Origin of the sequence: Streptomyces violaceusniger Tu 4113 (assembly GCF_000147815.2) — a bacterium.
In the GTDB taxonomy this organism is placed as follows: domain Bacteria; phylum Actinomycetota; class Actinomycetes; order Streptomycetales; family Streptomycetaceae; genus Streptomyces; species Streptomyces violaceusniger_A.
Genome location: NC_015957.1, coordinates 7,456,921 through 7,477,917, shown reverse-complemented (window position 1 = coordinate 7,477,917; position 20,997 = coordinate 7,456,921). Strand labels below are relative to the sequence as shown.

The following is a 20,997-nucleotide window of genomic DNA, read 5'->3' as shown; positions in this document are numbered from 1 at the left end:
CCGGCGTCGACGATCGCGTCCGTAGCGCTTTGTTTGACTCGATCACGGATTCTGAAACAGCGGAGCCAAAATGACTCAGTCCTCGGATAAGATCGTTGAGGCGCTGCGCGCGTCGCTTCTGGAGAACCAGCGGCTCCGCAAGGAGCATCAGGAACTTGTCGACGCGGTAAACGAGCCCCTGGCGATTGTGGGAATGGCCTGCCGGTTCCCCGGCGGTGTCGGTGACCCCGAGGGCCTGTGGCGGCTGGTGGCGGCCGGGGGCGACGCGGTCGGCGGCTTCCCGAACGACCGTGGCTGGGACGCCGAACTGCTCGACGGCATCCCCAACGGCGGTGGCTTCCTCGACGACGCCAGCGGCTTCGACGCCGAGTTCTTCGGCATCTCGCCCCGTGAGGCGCTGGCGACCGACCCGCAGCAGCGACTGCTGCTGGAGACATCCTGGGCAGCCCTTGAGAACGCGGGCCTCGACCCCCGCAAGGCTGCGGGCACCCCGACCGGCGTCTTCATCGGCGCCGCACCCTACGGCTACACCGAAGTCCTGGGCGGGTCGTCCGAGGACCTGCGGGGGCACGTGCTGACCGGCACCGCTCCGGCCGTCGTCTCGGGCCGCGTGGCGTACACGCTGGGTCTTGAGGGTCCTGCGGTGACGGTGGACACGGCGTGCTCGTCGTCGCTGGTGGCGCTGCATCTCGCAGGCCACGCACTGCGTGCGGGGGAGTGCTCGCTGGCGCTGGTCGGCGGCGTGACGGTGATGGCGACGCCGGGCACGTTTGTGGAGTTCAGCCGTCAGGGTGGGTTGTCGTCGGACGGGCGGTGCAAGGCGTTCGCGGACGCGGCGGACGGCACCGGTTGGTCCGAGGGTGTCGGCGTCGTCGTGGTGGAGCGTCTTTCGGATGCCGAGCGTAATGGGCATCAGGTGCTTGCGGTGGTGCGGTCCAGTGCGGTGAACCAGGACGGTGCGTCGAACGGGTTGACGGCGCCGAACGGTCCGTCGCAGCAGCGGGTGATCCGGCAGGCGCTGGAGGCGGCGGAGCTGGCGCCGTCCGACGTGGACGTGGTGGAGGCGCACGGTACGGGTACGACGCTGGGTGACCCGATCGAGGCGCAGGCGGTGCTGGCGACGTACGGGCAGGACCGGCCGGATGACCGGCCGTTGTGGCTGGGGTCGCTGAAGTCGAACATCGGTCACACGCAGGCCGCGGCGGGTGTGGCCGGTGTGATCAAGATGGTGCTGGCGATGCGGCACGGTGTGCTGCCGCAGACCTTGCACGTGGACGAGCCGAGTTCGCGGGTGAACTGGACTCAGGGCCGGGTGCGGCTGCTGACCGAGTCGGTGGCATGGCCGGAGACGGGCCGCCCTCGCCGCGCGGGTGTGTCCGCCTTCGGCATGTCCGGTACGAACGCGCACGTGATCCTGGAGGCCCCCGCCGAGATCGAGGCCGAGGCCGAGCCGGAGTCCGGTGCCCTTCCTCCTGCGGTGGCGTGGGTGGTCTCGGCTCGGACCGATCAGGCGCTGCGGGGCAGGCTGAGCGTCTGCTGTCGGCCGTCGTCGAGTCGGCGGAGCCGGTGGATGTGGGTGCGGCGTTGCTGTCGCGTTCGCTGTTCGACCACCGCGCCGTCGTCGTGGGCACCGACCGTGATGAGCTGGCCTCCGGCTTGCAGGCGTTGGCCGGTGGGGAACCGGCTGCGAATGTGGCGAACGGCGTTGCCCGGGCTGGTCAGGGTCGTCGGGTGGTGTTCGTCTTCCCGGGTCAGGGCGCGCAGTGGGTCGGTATGGCCGGAGGTCTGGTGGATTCCTCGGAGGTGTTCCGGGAGTCGATGGCGGAGTGCGCTGAGGCGTTGGCGCCGTTTGTGGACTGGTCGCTGCTGGACGTGTTGGAGGACGAGGCGGCGCTGGCGCGGGTGGATGTGGTGCAGCCCGCCCTGTGGGCGGTGATGGTGTCGCTGGCGCGGGTGTGGCGCTCGTGGGGTGTGGAGCCTGCCGCGGTGGTGGGTCATTCGCAGGGTGAGATTGCCGCTGCTGTCGTGGCGGGTGGTTTGTCGCTGTCCGATGGTGCGCGGGTGGTGGCGTTGCGGAGCCAGGCGATTGCCGGTGTGCTGGCGGGTCAGGGTGGCATGGTGGCGGTGTCGCTGCCGGTGGACGAGGTCCGCGAGCTGCTGCCCGAGGGCGTCTCGGTCGCGGTCGTCAACGGCCCCGGCGCGGTGGTCGTCGCGGGCCCGGTCGAGGCACTGGATGGTGTCATCGCCCGGTGCGAGGAGCGGGAGGTGCGGGCCCGGCGCGTGCCGGTGGACTACGCCTCGCACTCGGCGTCGGTGGAGTTGATCGAGGACCGGCTGGCGGCGGATCTCGCGGGGCTGGCGCCGGTGTCGAGCTCGGTGCTGATGTACTCCTCCGTCTCCGGCACGCCGATCGACACCGCGGGTCTGGACGCGGGGTATTGGTACCGCAATCTGCGGCAGACGGTGGAGTTCGAGCAGGCCACCCGTGCCCTGGCGGCGGACGGGTTCACCGCGTTTGTCGAGGTCAGCCCCCACCCCGTGCTCACCATGGCGTTGCAGGACACGGTGGGTGAGGACGCCGCGGTGACTGGCACGCTGCGCCGTAACGAGGGTGGTCTTGAGCGGTTCCTGCTCTCGGCGGCGGAGCTGTTCGTACGTGGTGTCCCGGTCGCCTGGGACGGGCTGTTCGCTGGTCGTACGTCGGGGCGGGTGGAGTTGCCGACGTATGCGTTCCAGCGTCGTCGGTTCTGGCCGCAGCCGTCGTTGGTGGCGGGGGATGTGGCGGCTGCGGGCTTGGTGTCGGTTGAGCATCCGTTGCTGGGTGCGGTGGTGTCGGTGCCGGGTTCGGGCACGGTGGTGCTGACCTCGCGGCTGTCGCTGCGGGCGCAGCCGTGGCTGGTCGACCACGCGGTGCACGGCACGGTGGTCTTCCCGGGCACGGGCTTCGTGGAGCTGGCGATCCGTGGTGCGGACGCCGCCGGCGCGGGCCGTCTGCGGGAGCTGATCGTGGAGGCTCCGCTGGTCATTCCCGAGCGGGACAGTGTCCAGGTGCAGGTGGTCGTCGACGGTGACGACCACACGGTGGGCATCTACGCCCGTACCGGCGAGGACGAGCCGTGGACCCGGCACGCCACCGGGTCCACCGATCCTGAGAGCCTTGCCATCGAGGCCGAGGAACTGGCCGGAGCCTGGCCGCCGCCCCGCAGCACGCCGGTCGACCTGGACGACTTCTACCAGCAAAGTGCCGACAGCGGTTTCGGCTACGGTCCGGTCTTCCAGGGCCTCACCAGGGCCTGGCGGCACGACGGCCACATCCTGGCCGAGATAGTCCTCCCACAGGATGAGCGGACCAGCGCGGGCGCGTTCGGCATCCACCCCGCCCTGCTCGACGCGGCACTGCACCCCTCCACGTTCGCAGACCTCGAACCGACCGAGCTCGGCCGGCTTCCGTTCGCCTTCAACGACGTCACCCTGCACGCCACCGGAGCCACCCGGGTACGGGCCCGGATCACCCCCGCCGGTCCTGACGCGATCGCTCTGGTGCTCGCCGACGAAGCCGGTCAGCCAGTGCTGTCGATCGGCTCCCTCGTGCTACGCCCGCTCACGCCGCAGACCCTGGCCACCGAGGACCGGCTCGGTGCGATGCTGGCCCTCGACTGGATCGACCTGCCAACGGGAGAGTCCAGCGGTCAGGACGTCGAATTCACCACCGTACGAGGTCCGGGCGGTGTCGCCGACGCCGCACCGTCCGACGTCGTGGTGCTGGAGGTCGCCGCGGAAGGCGACCAGGTGGTGCGGTCCGTCCACGAGACGGCGAACTGGGTGCTCGGCCAGTTGCAGAGCTTCACCGGCAAGCGCCTGGTCGTCCTTACCCGGGGCGCGGTCGCGACCGGTCCCGGTGAATACGTCACCGACCTGACCGCCGCCTCGGTGTGGGGCCTCGTACGGACCGCGCAGACCGAGGACCCGGGCCGCTTCGTGCTGCTCGACGTGGAGCCGGACACCGCACTGGACGCTGCCCTGCTGGCCTGCGCGTTCTCGACGGACGAACCGCAACTCGCCCTGCGCGGCACCGGGTTCCGCGGTCCACACTTCACCCGCGTTCCCGGCTCCGGTGAGACCCCGGACCAGGTCACCTTCGACGGCACCGTCCTGATAACCGGCGGTACCGGTGGCCTGGGCCGGGAGGTGGCCCGGCACCTGGTGGCGCGGCACGGGGTACGTGACCTGCTGCTGCTCAGCCGACGGGGCGCCGACGCCGACGGCGCCACCGAACTGGTCGACGAACTGGCCGCCCAGGGGGCCCGGGTCGCCGTCGCCGCGTGCGACGTCAGCGACCGCTCGGCCCTGGCGGAGGCGCTCGCGGGGACGAAGCTGGCCGGAGTGGTGCACACCGCGGGCATCCTGGACGACGGCGTCGTCTCGTCGCTGACGGCGGATCAGATGAACCGGGTCATGCGGCCGAAGGTCGACGCGGCCTGGCATCTGCACGAGCTGACCCGGGACGCCGACCTGAGCGTCTTCGCGGTGTTCTCGTCGTTCTCCGGGCTGATCGGCAGCCCGGGCCAGGCCAACTACGCTGCGGCCAACATGTTCCTGGACGCCCTGATGGAGCGGCGTCGCCAGGAAGGCCTGCCCGGCGTCTCGATGGCCTGGGCCGCCTGGACGCAGGACGTGGGCCTGACCGGCACCCTGTCCGAGGTCGACATGCGCCGTATCGCCCGCTCGGGAGTGCCCCCGCTGACGGTGGAGCAGGGTCTTGCGCTCTTCGACCAGGCGCTGGTGGCCGGACGCCCGGTCCTCGCCCTGGCCCGTCTCGACCTGCCCGCCCTGCGCGCCCAGGGCGAACTCCCGGCGGTCCTGCGCAGCCTGGTCTCCGGGCCGGTGCGCCGCGCGGTGGCCGCGCAGGAGGCGTGCGGCGGCGGCTTCGCGCAGCGCATGACCGCGCTGTCGGCCGATGAGCGGCACACTCGGCTGCTGGCCTTGGTCCGCGACCACGTCGCCTCGGTGCTCGGCTACCAGTCGGGTACCGACATCGACGAGAGCAAGCCCTTCCGGGAGGTCGGGTTCGACTCGCTGACGGCGGTCGAGCTGCGCAACCGGCTCCAGACCGTGACGGAGCTGAGTCTGCCGTCGACGCTCGTTTTCGACTACCCGAACGCCGTGCGTCTCGCGGACTTCCTGGGCGAGCGGCTTGGCGGTGTCGCCGCTGTCCCGGTCGACGCGTTGCCGGTGCTGCGGTCGGTCGAGGAGGATCCGCTCGTGATCGTCGGTATGTCCTGCCGCTTCCCGGGCGGCGTCGCCGACCCCGAGCAGCTGTGGGACCTCGTCATCGGGGAACGCGATGCGATCACCGGCTTTCCGACCGACCGGGGCTGGGACCTGGAGCACCTGTACGGCCCCGACACCGCGGGCCGCCTGGCCGGTGGCTTCGTCGATGGCGCGATGGACTTCGACGCGGGTTTCTTCGCGATGTCGCCGCGTGAGGCGCTGGCGATGGACCCGCAGCAGCGGCTGCTGTTGGAGGGTTCGTGGGAGGCGCTGGAGCACGCGGGTATCGATCCCGTGTCGCTGGCGGGTTCGGCGACGGGTGTGTTCGTCGGCAGCTACCAGTCCGGCTACTCCGAGGTCGTGTCGGCGGCGCTGGCGGACGCGGACGCGCAGTTGCTGACCGGTGGCGCGCAGAGCGTTCTCTCCGGCCGGGTGGCGTACTCGCTGGGGCTGGTGGGTCCGGCGGTGACGGTGGACACGGCGTGTTCGTCGTCGTTGGTGGCGCTGCACTTGGCGGGTCAGGCGCTGCGGGGTGGTGAGTGCTCGCTGGCGCTGGTGGCGGGTGTGACGGTGAACGCGTTGCCGCACACGTTCGTCGGGTTCTCGCAGCAGGGTGGTCTGTCGGCCGACGGTCGCTGCAAGGCGTTCGCGGAGGCCGCGGATGGCACGGGCTTCAGTGAGGGTGCCGGTGTCGTGGTGGTCGAGCGTCTTTCGGACGCTCGGCGCAACGGGCACCGGGTGCTTGCGGTGGTGCGGTCCAGTGCGGTGAACCAGGACGGTGCGTCGAACGGGTTGACGGCGCCGAACGGTCCGTCGCAGCAGCGGGTGATCCGGCAGGCGCTGGCCGCCGCGGGTCTGTCACCCACCGACGTGGACGCCGTAGAGGCGCACGGCACCGGTACCACCCTGGATGACCCGATCGAGGCGCAGGCGGTGCTGGCGACGTACGGTCAGGACCGTCCGGAGGACCGGCCGTTGTGGCTGGGGTCGGTGAAGTCGAACATCGGTCACTCGCAGGCGGCGGCGGGTGTCGCGGGTGTGATCAAGATGGTGCTGGCGATGCGGCGCGGTGTGCTGCCGCGGACGCTGCATGTGGACGAGCCGAGCACGCATGTCGACTGGAGCCAGGGCCGGGTGCGGCTGCTGACCCAGGAGCAGCCCTGGCCGGAGACGGGGCGTCCGCGGCGTGCGGGTGTCTCCTCGTTCGGTATCTCGGGGACGAACGCGCATGTGATTCTGGAGGCCGTGCCTGCCGTCGAGCCCGAGGTTGAAGCCGGGGGCGATGGGGGGTCGGTGTGGGTGGTCTCGGGCCGGACGCAGCAGGCGCTGCGGGGGCAGGCCGAGCGTCTGGTGTCGGCGGTGGAGTCGCTGGAGCCGGCGGGTGTGGGTGCGGCGTTGTTGTCTCGTTCGCTGTTCGACCATCGTGCGGTGGTCGTGGGTGCTGATCGTGACGAGTTGAGGGCTGGTCTGCGGGCGGTGGCTGCTGGGGAGCCGGTGGCGAACGCGGTGGAGGGGGTGGCCCGGCCGGGTGGCCGGGTGGCGGTGCTGTTCGCTGGTCAGGGTGCGCAGCGGCTGGGCATGGGGCGCCGGTTGTATGGGGAGTCGGGGGTGTTCGCGGCGGCCTTTGACGAGGTGGTGGCGGAGCTTGACCGGCACCTGGAGTCCCCGCTGCGGGACGTGATCTGGGGTGAGGACGCCGAGGCGCTGAACGCGACGGGGTGGGCGCAGCCCGCGCTGTTCGCGGTCGAGGTGGCGCTGTTCCGCCTGCTTCAGTCCTTCGGCGTGGTCCCGGACTACCTGTTGGGGCACTCGATCGGTGAGGTGGCCGCCGCCCATGTGGCAGGGGTCTTCGAGCTGGTGGACGCCTGTCGGCTGGTGGTTGCGCGTGCCCGGCTGATGCAGGCTCTTCCGGCGGGTGGTGCGATGGTCGCCATCGCCGCGCCCGAGGAGGACGTGCTGCCCTACCTGTCCGAGGACGTGTCGATCGCGGCGGTCAACGCCCCTGGCTCAGTGGTGATTTCCGGTGCCAAGGCCGCTGTCATGGAGGTCGGGGAGCACTTCACGGCGCAGGGTGTGAAGACGACCCGGCTGCGGGTCTCGCACGCCTTCCACTCGGTGCTGATGGAGCCGATGCTGGACGATTTCATGGCGGAGATCGCGGATGTGTCCTTCTCCGAGCCGCGTATTCCGGTGGTGTCGAACCTGACCGGCGAGCCCGAGGACATGTCGTCGCCGAAGTACTGGGCGCGGCAGGTGCGCTCCGCGGTGCGTTTCGCTGATGGGCTGGCGTGGCTGGCCGGGCAGGGTGTGGACACCTTCGTCGATGCGGGCCCGGACGGGGTCGTGGCCGGTCTGGCGCAGGCGAACGCCGCCGGCGCGGTGGCCGTGGCGTTGATGCGCAAGGACCGCGACGGCTTGCGGACCGCGCTGGTGGCTGCCGGTGACCTGTTCGTGCGGGGCGTGCCGGTCGTCTGGGACGAGCTGTTCGGCGGACGGAAGCCCGGCCGGGTGGACCTGCCGACCTACGCGTTCCAGCGTCGCCGCTACTGGCCGCAGGCGTCGATTGCCGGTGGCGATGTGACCGCTGCTGGTCTGGCCTCCGCCGGACACCCGCTGCTGGGCGCGGTGGTGTCGGTGCCGAACTCGGGCACGGTGGTGCTGACCTCGCGGCTGTCGCTGCGGGCGCAGCCGTGGTTGGCGGATCACGCGGTGCACGGGACGGTGTTGTTCCCGGGCACGGGCTTTGTGGAGCTGGCGATCCGCGGCGCGGACGCCGTGGGCGCCGGTGGGCTGCGGGAGCTGATCGTGGAGGTCCCGCTGGTCATCCCCGAGTCCGACAGCGTCCAGGTCCAGGTGGTCGTCGACGACGGAACCGCGGTGATTTACTCGCGTCCGGCCGACGACGACCCGTGGACCCGGCACGCCACCGCCGTCATCGACCCGGAGGGCAGCCCGGCGGGGAATGCCGTCGCCTGGCAGTGGCCGCCGATGGACGCCGCACAGGCCGATGTCGCCGACTTCTACCAGTCGCTCGCCGACGACGGATTCGCTTACGGGCCGGTGTTCCAGGGGCTGCGGCAGGTGTGGGTGGGTCCCGAGGAAGTGTTCGCCGAGGTGACGGTGGCGGACGAGGAGGCTGACCGGGCTCGTAAGTTTGGTGTGCATCCGGCACTGCTCGACGCGGCGCTGCAGGCCAGCACCTTCGTGGGTCTTGAGCCTGCTCCGGCCGGCCGGATGCCGTTCAGTTTCACCGATGTGACCCTGCACGCCGGTGGCGCGACCGCGACCCGCGTGCGGGTGGTCCGTACGGGCCCGGACAGTGTCAGCGTCGAACTGGCCGATGGCAGCGGTGAGCCGGTGCTGACGATCGGAACGCTGGTGTTGCAGCCGGTCACGGCGACCGGCCCGGTCGGCGACGCGCAGGCGGGGTCGGTGTTGACGGTCGACTGGTCGTCGACGATCACCCTGGACGACGACCCGGCGCCCGGCGCCGACCTCCAAGTGGTCGGCGCCCCGAACGACATCGTTTTGGACGATATCGATCCGGCCGCTGTCGTGGTGCTGGAGGCATCGGGCTCCGGAGACGTGCCGCAGTCGGCCCACCACCTCACCGGTTGGGTGCTGACCCAGGTGCAGCGGTGGCTGGCCGATGAGCGGTGTGCTGATGGCCGGTTGGTGGTGGTGACCCGTGGTGCTGTGGCAACGGTTCCCGGTGAGCGGGTTGGCGGCCTGGCGGCGTCGGCGGTGTGGGGTCTGGTGCGTTCGGCTCAGGCGGAGAACCCGGGCCGGATCACTTTGCTCGACATCGATGACCAGACCGCACAGCTTGACGCCGGTTTTGTGGCCAGGGCGGCGGTGAGTGCTGAGCCGCAGTTGGTGGTGCGGGACGGTGTCGTGGGTGCTGCCCGGCTGGTGCGGGTGGCTGCCGCACCGGAACAGGAGCCGGTGGGCTTCGGTGAGGGCAGGGTGCTGGTCACGGGTGGTACTGGTGGTCTGGGCCGTGAGGTGGCCCGGCATCTCGTGCGGGCTCATGGTGTGCGGGATCTGCTGTTGGTCAGCCGTGGTGGTGGTGGGGCCGATCTGGTGGCGGAGCTGGAGGAGCTGGGCGCACGGGCGGTCGTCGCCGCCTGTGACGTCAGCGACCGCGAGGCGCTGGCCACGCTGCTGGAGGGGGTGGATCTGTCGGCGGTGGTGCATACCGCGGGTGTGGTCGAGGACTCCGTGGTGACCTCGCTGGATGGTGCCCGGCTGGATCGGGTGCTGGCTCCGAAGGTGGATGCCGGTTGGTATCTGCATGAGTTGACGGCGGACAGGGATCTGTCGGCGTTCGTGGTGTTCTCATCGCTGGCAGGAATGCTGGGCAGTCCCGGGCAGGGCAACTACGCGGCGGGGAATGTCTTCCTGGACACGTTGATGGAGCAGCGCCGTGCGCAAGGTCTGCCGGGGGTGTCGATGGCCTGGGGGCCGTGGGCTCAGGGGGCCGGTCTGACCAGCGGGTTGTCGGAGACGGATATGCGTCGTATCAGTCAGTCCGGTACTCCGCCGTTCACGGTTGAGCAGGGTCTGCGGATGTTCGACGAGGCTTTGGCCGTCCCGCGGGCTGCTGTGGCGGTGACCCGTCTGGATCTGGGTGCTCTGCGGGGTCGGGCGGATCTGCCGCCGCTGTGGCGCGCCCTGACCGGTCAGCCGGCCCGCCGGGCCGCCGGCGGCCACCAGAACAGCCCCGACGACCTCGCACACCGCCTGGCGGGCCTCACCCTCGCGGACCGCGAGGAAACGCTGCTGGCCCTGGTCGGCGATCATGTGGCGGCGGTGCTCGGGTACGCCTCCCGCGAGCAGATCGACACCACCCAGGCCTTCCGGGAGCTCGGCTTCGACTCGCTCAGCGCCATCGAACTGCGCAACCGGTTGCAGACCGCGACGGGGCTGACCGTTCCGGCCACCCTCGTCTTCGACTACCCGAATGCGCAGCGCCTCGCCGCCCACCTCGCCGAGCAGTTCGGCGACGCTCCGCGCGACTCGATGGATCTGCTTCCGCCGCTCGTCTCCGTGGACGACGACGCGCTCGTGATCGTCGGCATGGCCTGCCGCTTCCCGGGCGGGGTCCAGGACATCGACGGGTTCTGGCGGCTGATCGCGAACGGGGACGACGGCATGTCGCCCTTCCCCGCCGACCGTGGCTGGGACCTGGAGCAACTGTACGACCCCACGGGCGACCGAGCGGGCACCTCCGTCACCCGTGAGGGCGGCTTCCTGAACGAGGCACTCGACTTCGACGCGGGCTTCTTCGGCATCTCGCCGCGGGAGGCACTCGTCACCGACCCGCAGCAGCGGTTGCTGCTGGAGACGTCGTGGGAGGCGCTGGAGCACGCGGGCATCGCCCCCGAGAAGCTGTCCGGCAGCCGCACCGGAGTTTTCGTCGGCAGCTACCAGTCCGGCTACAGCGAGGTCATCGGCGAAGCCCTCGACGAGGCCGAACCCCAGATGCTGACCGGCAACGCCCAGAGCGTGCTGTCCGGCCGGGTGGCGTACACGCTGGGCCTCGAAGGCCCGGCGGTGACGGTCGACACGGCCTGCTCGTCGTCGCTGGTGGCTCTCCACTGGGCAGGCCAGGCGCTACGCGCGGGGGAGTGCTCCCTCGCCCTCGTCGGCGGCGTGACCATGATGGCCACCCCGAACACCTTCATCGGCTTCTCCCAGCAGGGCGGCGTCGCGACGGACGGGCGGTGCAAGGCGTTCGCGGACTCGGCGGACGGCACGGGCTGGTCCGAGGGCGTCGGCGTCGTGATCGTCGAGCGTCTTTCGGATGCCCGCCGCCATGGTCACCGGGTGCTTGCGGTGGTGCGGTCCAGTGCGGTGAACCAGGACGGTGCGTCGAACGGGTTGACGGCGCCGAACGGTCCGTCGCAGCAGCGGGTGATCCGGCAGGCGCTGGCCGCCGCCGGACTCGACTCCGGAGATGTGGACGCCGTCGAAGCCCATGGCACGGGTACGTCGCTGGGTGACCCGATCGAGGCGCAGGCAGTGCTGGCCACGTACGGCCAGAACCGTCCCAAGGACCAGCCGCTGTGGCTGGGCGCCGTGAAGTCGAACATCGGTCACACGCAGGCCGCGGCTGGTGTGGCCGGTGTGATCAAGATGGTGCTGGCGATGCGGCACGGTGTGCTGCCGCGGACGCTGCACGTGGACCAGCCGAGCACGCACGTGGACTGGACCCAGGGCCAGGTGCGGCTGCTGACCGAGGCGATGGCGTGGCCCGAGACCGGGCGTCCGCGCCGGACGGGTGTCTCCTCGTTCGGCATCTCCGGCACCAACGCGCACGTGATCCTGGAAGCCCCGGAGGCCGAACCCGAGACCGAGCCGGACGCCGACGCCGACACCGGCTCGGAGCCCCCCGTGGCCTTGGTGGTCTCGGGACGCACGGCGGCCGCGGTGCGCGGTCAGGCCGCGCGCCTGCTGCCCGCCGTGGAGTCGCTGGAGCCGGTGGACGTGGGCGCGGCGCTGCTGTCGCGCTCGCTCTTCGAGCACCGCGCGATCGTGGTGGGTACGGACCGTGCGGAGCTGCTGGCGGGTCTGACTGATCTGGCGGCCGGTGAGCCGGCCGGCAACGTGGTGAACGGCACGGCCCGCACCGGCCAGGGCCGTCGGGCGGTGTTCGTCTTCCCGGGCCAGGGTGCCCAGTGGGTGGGCATGGCCTCCGACCTGCTGGATTCCTCGGAGGTGTTCCGGGAGTCGATGGCCGAGTGCGCTGAAGCCCTTGCACCCTTCGTCGACTGGTCGCTGCTGGACGTGCTGGAGGACGAGGCGGCGCTGGCGCGGGTGGATGTGGTGCAGCCCGCCCTGTGGGCGGTGATGGTGTCGCTGGCGAAGGTGTGGCGCTCGTGGGGTGTCGAGCCCGCCGCTGTGCTGGGCCACTCGCAGGGTGAGATTGCCGCGGCTTGCGTTGCCGGTGGTCTGTCGCTGTCCGATGGTGCGCGGGTGGTGGCGCTGCGGAGTCAGACCATTGCTGAGGTGCTGGCGGGTCAGGGTGGCATGGTGGCGGTGGCGCTGCCGGTGGATGAGGTCCGTGAGATGCTGCCCGAGGGTGTCTCGGTCGCGGTCGTCAACGGTCCTGGAGCGGTCGTGGTGGCCGGTCCGGTCGAGGGGCTGGACGCGGTCATCGCTCGCTGTGAGGTGCGGGAGGTGCGGGCGCGGCGGGTGCCGGTGGATTACGCCTCCCACTCTGCCTATGTGGAGCTGATCGAGGATCAGGTGCTGGCGGATCTGGCGCCGCTGGCCCCGGTTTCCGGCTCGGTGCCGATGTATTCGTCCGTCTCGGGTGAGCGGATCGACATTGCGAGCCTGGACGCGGGGTACTGGTACCGCAACCTGCGGCAGACGGTGGAGTTCGAGCAGGCCACCCGTGCCCTGGCCGAGGACGGCTTCACCGCGTTTGTCGAGGTCAGCCCCCACCCCGTGCTCACCATGGCGTTGCAGGACACGCTCGGCGAGGACGTTGCGGTGACCGGCACCCTGCGCCGTAACGAAGGCGGCCTGGAACGGTTCCTGCTCTCCGCCGCCGAGCTCTTCGTACGCGGTGTGCCGGTGGCCTTGGAGGGTCTGTTCGCCGGTCGCAAGACGGAGTGGGTGGACCTGCCGACGTACGCCTTCCAGCGGCGCCGGTACTGGCCGCAGCAGTCGTCGGCGGTCAGCGACGCCGCGCTGCGCGACCCGGTGGACGCGGAGTTCTGGGAGTCGATGCAGAACACCGATGTCGCCGAACTCGCGCGCTCGCTGGGCGTCGACAGCACCGCGCTGTCGGACGTGGTGCCCGCCATGCTGCGGTGGCGCGACCAGCGGCAGTCCGAGTCGCAGGCGGACGGCTGGCGCTACCGGGAGACGTGGGCGCCCGCGTCCGCCACCGGTCAGCTCCTGGACTCGTCCGCCGCACGGTGGGCGGTGATCGTGCCCGAGGGGTACGCGGCCGACTCGTGGATGACGGCGGTGGCCGAGGCCATCGGCGGCGAGCTGACCGAGGACGACGGCTCGGCCCCGGCGCTGAGCCCCGCCTGCCCCGGAGTGGTGTCGCTGCTTGCGGCCCGGGACGACGTCGAGGGCCTGCTGTCCACCGTCCGGCTGGTGCAGCACCTGCGGGTGCCGGTGTGGGCGGTCACCCGCGGCGCCGTCGCCGTCCAGGGCGAGGAGCACACCGGCGGAGTCTGGCCGGGTGCCACCTGGGGCATCGGCCGGGTGGCGGCCCTGGAGCTGTCCGAGCGGTGGGCCGGTCTCGTGGACCTTCCCAGGGTCATCGACGACGCGGTCCGGCAGCGGCTCCGCGCGGTGGTCGCGGGCGGGCACGGCGAGGACCAGCTCGCCGTCCGCTCGTCCGGGCTGTTCGCCCGGCGCCTGGTCCACGCCCCGGCGTCCACGCTGCCCGTCACCTGGCGGACCAGCGGCACGGCGATCGTGACCGGCGGTACGGGCGGAGTCGGCGCACACGTGGCGCGCTGGCTGGTCCAGGTCGGCGCCGAGCATGTCGTGCTGGTCAGCCGCCGCGGCCCGGCCGCCGACGGTGCGCAGGAGCTGCGTGCCGAACTCGAAGCGACAGGCGCCCGCGTGAGCGTCGTCGCGGGCGACGTGGGTGACCGGGACACCATTGCGGAGCTGATCGCCTCGGTCCCGGAGGACCTGCCCCTGCGCACCGTCATGCACGCGGCCGGGGTGGTCGACGAGGCCGGTGCCGTGGAGACCCTCACGACGGAGGCGCTGCAGGCACAGCTGCGGGTCAAGGTCACCGGCGGGCTGCTGCTCGACGAACTCACCCGGGACGTGGAGCTGGACGCGTTCGTCCTGTTCTCCTCGGGTGCGGCGGCCTGGGGCAGCGCGGGTCAGGGCAGCTACGCCGCCGCGAACGCCTGCCTCGACGCGCTGGCGGGACACCGCCGGGCGCAGGGCCTGACGGCGGTGTCCGTGGCCTGGGGCGCCTGGGACTCGCCGGGCATGATGGCCGCGGACGCCGACTACGCCCAGTACCTGGAGCGGCTCGGCGTGCACCCGATGCAGCCGGAGCTGGCGGTCGCCGCTCTGCACCGGGTGCTCAGCGACGGCGACACCAATGTCACGGTCACGAACATGGACTGGTCGCGCTTCGCGCCGGCGTTCGGCATGGGGCGGCCCAGCCGCCTGTTCTCGCTCCTGCCGGAGGCGGCCGGCGCCGCCGAGCCGGAGGAGTCCGAGGAGGGTGGCGACCACCTGCGGTTGATGACCGCGCAGGAGCGCTACGTCTACCTGCTCAGCACGGCCAGGGACCACGCCGCCGCCGTGCTCGGGTACGACGCGGGCGACCAGGTCGACGCCGCCCAGGCGTTCAAGGAGCTGGGCTTCGACTCGGTGACCGCGGTGGAGTTCCGGAACCGGCTCCAGACCGTCACCGGGCTGAGCCTTCCGGCCACGCTCGTCTTCGACTACCCCAACGCCGGGCGTATCGCGGGCTACCTGGCCGAGCGCTTCGGCGACGTGCCGACGGAGGCCGCGGACGCGCTGCCGGCACTGGTGGCCAGCGGTGCCGACGACCCGATGGTGATCGTGGGCATGGCCTGCCGCTTCCCCGGCGGGGTGAACAACCCGTCCGACCTGTGGCGTGTCGTCACCGACGGCGTCGACGTGATGTCCGGCTTCCCGGACGACCGCGGGTGGGACCTCGAAGCGCTCTACGACCCGAACGGCGAGCGTGCGGGCTCCTCGGTCACCCGGGAGGGCGGCTTCCTGGAGGACGCGGGCGGCTTCGACGCGGGCTTCTTCGGCATCTCCCCGCGTGAGGCGATGGCGACGGACCCGCAGCAGCGGCTGGTGCTGGAGGCGTCCTGGGAGGCGCTGGAGCACGCGGGCATCGACCCGGCCGCGCTGGCCGGCACCGCCACCGGTGTCTTCATCGGTGCCGCGTCGTCGGGTTACAGCGAGGTCGTCAGCGCGACGCCGGAGGCCCAGGGCCACCTGCTGACCGGCGGTCTGCTGAGCGTGCTGTCGGGCCGGGTGGCGTACACCCTCGGCCTGCAGGGCCCCGCGGTGAGTGTCGACACGGCGTGCTCGTCGTCGCTGGTCGCGATGCACTGGGCCGGTCAGGCACTGAACTCGGGGGAGTGCTCCCTCGCCCTGGTCGGCGGTGTGGCGGTCATGGCCACCCCCGGCGGTTTCATCGAGTTCAGCCGTCAGGGCGGCCTGGCCGCCAACGGCCGGGTCAAGGCGTTCGCGGAGGCGGCGGACGGCACCGCATGGTCCGAGGGTGCCGGTGTCGTGGTGGTCGAGCGTCTTTCGGACGCTCGGCGCAACGGGCACCGGGTGCTTGCGGTGGTGCGGTCCAGTGCGGTGAACCAGGACGGTGCGTCGAACGGGTTGACGGCGCCGAACGGTCCGTCGCAGCAGCGGGTGATCCGGCAGGCGCTGGCCGCCGCGGGTCTGTCACCCACCGACGTGGACGCCGTAGAGGCGCACGGCACCGGTACCACCCTGGGTGACCCGATCGAGGCGCAGGCGGTGCTGGCGACGTACGGTCAGGACCGGCCGGATGACCGGCCGTTGTGGCTGGGGTCGGTGAAGTCGAACATCGGTCACTCGCAGGCGGCGGCGGGTGTCGCGGGTGTGATCAAGATGGTGCTGGCGATGCGGCGCGGTGTGCTGCCGCGGACGCTGCATGTGGACGAGCCGAGCACGCATGTCGACTGGAGCCAGGGCCGGGTGCGGCTGCTGACCCAGGAGCAGCCCTGGCCGGAGACGGGGCGTCCGCGGCGTGCGGGTGTCTCCTCGTTCGGTATCTCGGGGACGAACGCGCATGTGATTCTGGAGGCCGCGCCGGGCCTCGGCACCGAGCCCGAGGCGGAGACAGCCGTCGAGGACGGTGCCGAGACTGTGTGGGTGGTCTCGGGCCGGACGCAGCAGGCGCTGCGGGGGCAGGCCGAGCGTTTGGTGTCGGCGGTGGAGTCGCTGGAGCCGGTGGGTGTGGGTGCGGCGTTGTTGTCTCGTTCGCTGTTCGACCATCGTGCGGTGGTCGTGGGTGCTGATCGTGACGAGTTGAGGGCTGGTCTGCGGGCGGTGGCTGCTGGGGAGCCGGTGGCGAACGCGGTGGAGGGGGTGGCCCGGCCGGGTCGCCGGGTGGCGGTGCTGTTCGCTGGTCAGGGTGCGCAGCGGCTGGGCATGGGGCGCCGGTTGTATGGGGAGTCGGGGGTGTTCGCGGCGGCCTTTGACGAGGTGGTGGCGGAGCTTGACCGGCACCTGGAGTCCCCGCTGCGGGATGTGATCTGGGGTGAGGACGCCGAGGTGCTGAACGCGACGGGGTGGGCGCAGCCCGCGCTGTTCGCGGTCGAGGTGGCGCTGTTCCGCCTGCTTCAGTCCTTCGGCGTGGTCCCGGACTATCTGTTGGGGCACTCGATCGGTGAGGTGGCCGCCGCCCATGTGGCAGGGGTCTTCGAGTTGGTGGACGCCTGTCGGCTGGTGGTTGCGCGTGCCCGGCTGATGCAGGCTCTTCCGGCGGGTGGTGCGATGGTGGCCGTGGCCGCGTCCGAGGAGGACGTGCTTCCGCACCTGACCGAGGGTGTCTCCGTCGCGGCGGTCAACGCGCCGGGGTCGGTGGTGGTTTCCGGTGCCAGGGCTGCTGTCATGGAGGTGGGGGAGCACTTCACGGCGCAGGGTGTGAAGACGACCCGGCTGCGGGTCTCGCATGCGTTCCACTCGGTGCTGATGGAGCCGATGCTGGACGATTTCATGGCGGAGATCGCGGATGTGTCCTTCTTCGAGCCGCGTATTCCGGTGGTGTCGAACCTGACGGGTGAGCCTGCGGACATGTCGTCGCCGGGGTACTGGGCGCGGCAGGTGCGGTCGGCGGTGCGTTTCGCTGATGGGCTGGCGTGGCTGGCCGGGCAGGGTGTGGACACCTTCGTCGATGCGGGCCCGGACGGGGTCGTGGCCGGTCTGGCGCAGGCGGATGCCGCCGGCGCGGTGGCCGTGGCGTTGATGCGCAAGGACCGCGACGGCTTGCGGACCGCGCTGGTGGCTGCCGGTGACCTGTTCGTGCGGGGTGTGCCGGTCGCGTGGGACACGCTGTTCGCCGGCTCCACGCCGCGCTGGGTGGACCTGCCCACGTATGCGTTCCAGCGTCGCCGCTACTGGCCGCAGGCGTCGATTGCCGGTGGCGATGTGACCGCTGCTGGTCTGGCCTCCGCCGGACACCCGCTGCTGGGCGCGGTGGTGTCGGTGCCGAACTCGGGCACGGTGGTGCTGACCTCGCGGCTGTCGCTGCGTACGCAGCCGTGGTTGGCGGATCACGCGGTGCACGGGACGGTGTTGTTCCCGGGCACGGGCTTTGTGGAGCTGGCGATCCGCGGCGCGGACGCCGTGGGCGCCGGTGGGCTGCGGGAGCTGATCGTGGAGGTCCCGCTGGTCATCCCCGAGTCCGACAGCGTCCAGGTCCAGGTGGTCGTCGACGACGGAACCGCGGTGATTTACTCGCGTCCGGCCGACGACGACCCGTGGACCCGGCACGCCACCGCCGTCATCGGCGACGCCCTCGCCGCCGAACCGGACGGGTGGCAGTGGCCGCCTGCGGACGCCTCGTGGGTGGACCTCTCGGGCTTCTACGAGCGGATGGCTGAGGGCGGGTTCGTCTACGGTCCGGCTTTTCAGGGTCTGCGGCAGGTGTGGCAGGCCGATGGTGTGGTGTTTGCCGAGGTGGCGGTGGCCGAGGACGAGGCTGACCGGGCTCGTAAGTTTGGTGTGCACCCGGCGCTGTTGGACGCGGCGTTGCAGGCGAGTGCGCATGTGGGTCTTGAGCCTGCTCCGGCGGGCCGGTTGCCGTTCAGTTTTGCCGATGTGACCTTGCACGCCGAGGGTGCGGTGGCGGCTCGGGTGCGGGTGGCTCGTACGGGTTCTGACAGTGTCCGTGTGGAGCTGGCCGATGGCGGTGGTGAGCCGGTGTTGACGATCGGGTCGCTGGTGTTGCGGCCGGTCGCCGCGGGTGGGGTGGCCGATGGGGTGCGGTCCGGGGTGATGCTGGCGGTCGATTGGTCGTCGACGGTCACGTTGTCGGGTTCGGTGCCGGATGCCGATGTGGCTGTGTTCCGTGTTTCGGAGGATGTGGCTGCCGCTGGTGTGGTGGTGCTGGAGGCGTTCGGTGCCGGGGGGGATGTGCCGGGGTCGGTGCGTGACCTGACTGGTTGGGTGTTGGCTCAGGTGCAGCGGTGGCTGGCCGATGAGCGGTGTGCTGATGGCCGGTTGGTGGTGGTGACCCGTGGTGCTGTGGCAACGGTTCCCGGTGAGCGGGTTGGCGGCCTGGCGGCGTCGGCGGTGTGGGGTCTGGTGCGTTCGGCTCAGGCGGAGAACCCGGGCCGGATCACTTTGCTCGACATCGATGACCAGACCGCACAGCTTGACGCCGGTTTTGTGGCCAGGGCGGCGGTGAGTGCTGAGCCGCAGTTGGTGGTGCGGGATGGTGTCGTGGGTGCTGCCCGGCTGGTGCGGGTGGCTGCCGCACCGGAACAGGAGCCGGTGGGCTTCGGTGAGGGCAGGGTGCTGGTCACGGGTGGTACTGGTGGTCTGGGCCGTGAGGTGGCCCGGCATCTCGTGCGGGCTCATGGTGTGCGGGATCTGCTGTTGGTCAGCCGTGGTGGTGGTGGGGCCGATCTGGTGGCGGAGCTGGAGGAGCTGGGCGCACGGGCGGTCGTCGCCGCCTGTGACGTCAGCGACCGCGAGGCGCTGGCCACGCTGCTGGAGGGGGTGGATCTGTCGGCGGTGGTGCATACCGCGGGTGTGGTCGAGGACTCCGTGGTGACCTCGCTGGATGGTGCCCGGCTGGATCGGGTGCTGGCTCCGAAGGTGGATGCCGGTTGGTATCTGCATGAGTTGACGGCGGACAGGGATCTGTCGGCGTTCGTGGTGTTCTCATCGCTGGCAGGAATGCTGGGCAGTCCCGGGCAGGGCAACTACGCGGCGGGGAATGTCTTCCTGGACACGTTGATGGAGCAGCGCCGTGCGCAAGGTCTGCCGGGGGTGTCGATGGCCTGGGGGCCGTGGGCTCAGGGGGCCGGTCTGACCAGCGGGTTGTCGGAGACGGATATGCGTCGTATCAGTCAGTCCGGTACTCCGCCGTTCACGGTTGAGCAGGGTCTGCGGATGTTCGACGAGGCTTTGGCCGTCCCGCGGGCTGCTGTGGCGGTGACCCGTCTGGATCTGGGTGCTCTGCGGGGTCGGGCGGATCTGCCGCCGCTGTGGCGCGCCCTGACCGGTCAGCCGGCCCGCCGGGCCGCCGGCGGCCACCAGAACAGCCCCGACGACCTCGCACACCGCCTGGCGGGCCTGTCCGGGGCCGAGGCCCGGGACGAGTACCTGCTGACGCTCGTCACCGATCACGTCGACCTCGTGCTCGGTCACGCGCCGGGGGACCAGATCGGCACCACGAAGGAGTTCCGCGAGCTCGGGTTCGACTCGCTGACCGCCGTCGACCTGCGGAACCGCCTCCAGACGGTCACCGGCATGACCCTCCCGGCGACGCTCGTCTTCGACTACCCGGACGCGGTGAGCCTGGCCGGTTTCCTCAGCGCGAAGTTCGGCGACGCCGGTCCGGCCGCCGCCGAGCCCGTGGTCCCGGCGCCGAAGGATCCGATGCAGGACCTCTACCTCAACGCGCTGGAGCGCGGCCGCGCCGATCTCGGTGACGAGTTCGCGCTCAGCGCCGCGAAGCTGCGCCCCCGGTACGACGATCCGGTGCAGCTGAAGCGTCGGCCGGTGCCGGTGCGGCTGTCCGCCGGGGACGCGGGTTCGCACCTGATCTGCATCTGCCCGCCGCTGGCGTTGAATGGCCCGCAGACCTACACCAGGTTCGCGGCCGAACTGGCCGCCGACTGGAAGGTCTCCGCTCTGGTGGCACCGGGGTTCGCGGCGGATTCGCCGCTGCCGGAGACCAGCGGGGTGCTGATCGCGACGCTGGCCGACGCGGTGCAGGACTACATCGGTGACTCCGGGTTCGCCCTCGCCGGTCTGTCCTCCGGCGGCGTACTCGCCCACGAGATCGCGCGGGAGCTGCACCGGCGGGGCAACGACCCGTCGGGGGTGGTGCTGTTCGACTCGTATCCGATGAACAGCCCGGTGCTGAAGCGGTGGAAGAACGAGATGGCCCGGGTCGGTCTGGAGCGCGCCCGTTCGCTGGACAGGCGCCAGGCTGACGAGGGGTTCCGGACCGAGGAGATCACCGCCTCGGCCTGGATCTGCGGGGAGTTGCTGCTCGACTGGGAGCCGCAGGGACTGACCGTGCCGTCGTGCCTGGTCCGCGCCACCCGGCCCGTGGTGGCCGAGGACGGTGACGGCTGGCAGACCTCGCTCACGGCCTCAGCGGTCATCGACGTGCCGGGCGACCACTTCAGCATCATGGACCGGCAGTTCGCCGCCTCCACCGCGGCAGCCGTGCGTGAATGGCTGGCGGGGGCGACCGGCCAGGCCGACTAACGAACGGCAGGGGCCCCGGACGTCCGGAGCCCCTGCCCATTCCACGAGTCCCTGACGTAATAAGCCAATACGGCCAATACGGCCAATGCGGCCAGTGCGTGTACTACGCGTACTGGCCGCATCGGCTTGCGTTGCGGCGCGGAGGCGCTCCCGCCCGTCGGGGACGGAAACTCTCCTCGCTTGCCGGGGGAGTACTCAAGGAATCCACGCATCGCGTTGGCGTGCCGTGTGTGCAGGCCGTCGCGGTGTTTCGCGGGC

Annotated in this window: 1 protein-coding gene and 2 pseudogenes; all 3 read left to right on the top strand. The window is 71.2% G+C overall.

The features are described from left to right. Positions 1 to 70: 70 nt before the first annotated feature. Positions 71 to 124 (top strand): annotated as a pseudogene (locus STRVI_RS56510) (polyketide synthase docking domain-containing protein); the annotation flags it as partial. 69 nt (positions 125 to 193) lie between these two features. Beyond that, positions 194 to 1,468 (top strand): annotated as a pseudogene (locus tag STRVI_RS56180) (beta-ketoacyl synthase N-terminal-like domain-containing protein); the annotation flags it as partial. Positions 1,469 to 1,773: 305 nt separating this feature from the next. Then, the gene (locus STRVI_RS56175; protein ID WP_435532630.1) at positions 1,774 to 20,739 is read left to right on the top strand and encodes a type I polyketide synthase; all 18,966 of its coding nucleotides are present in this window, start codon (positions 1,774 to 1,776) and stop codon (positions 20,737 to 20,739) included. Positions 20,740 to 20,997 lie beyond the last annotated feature (258 nt).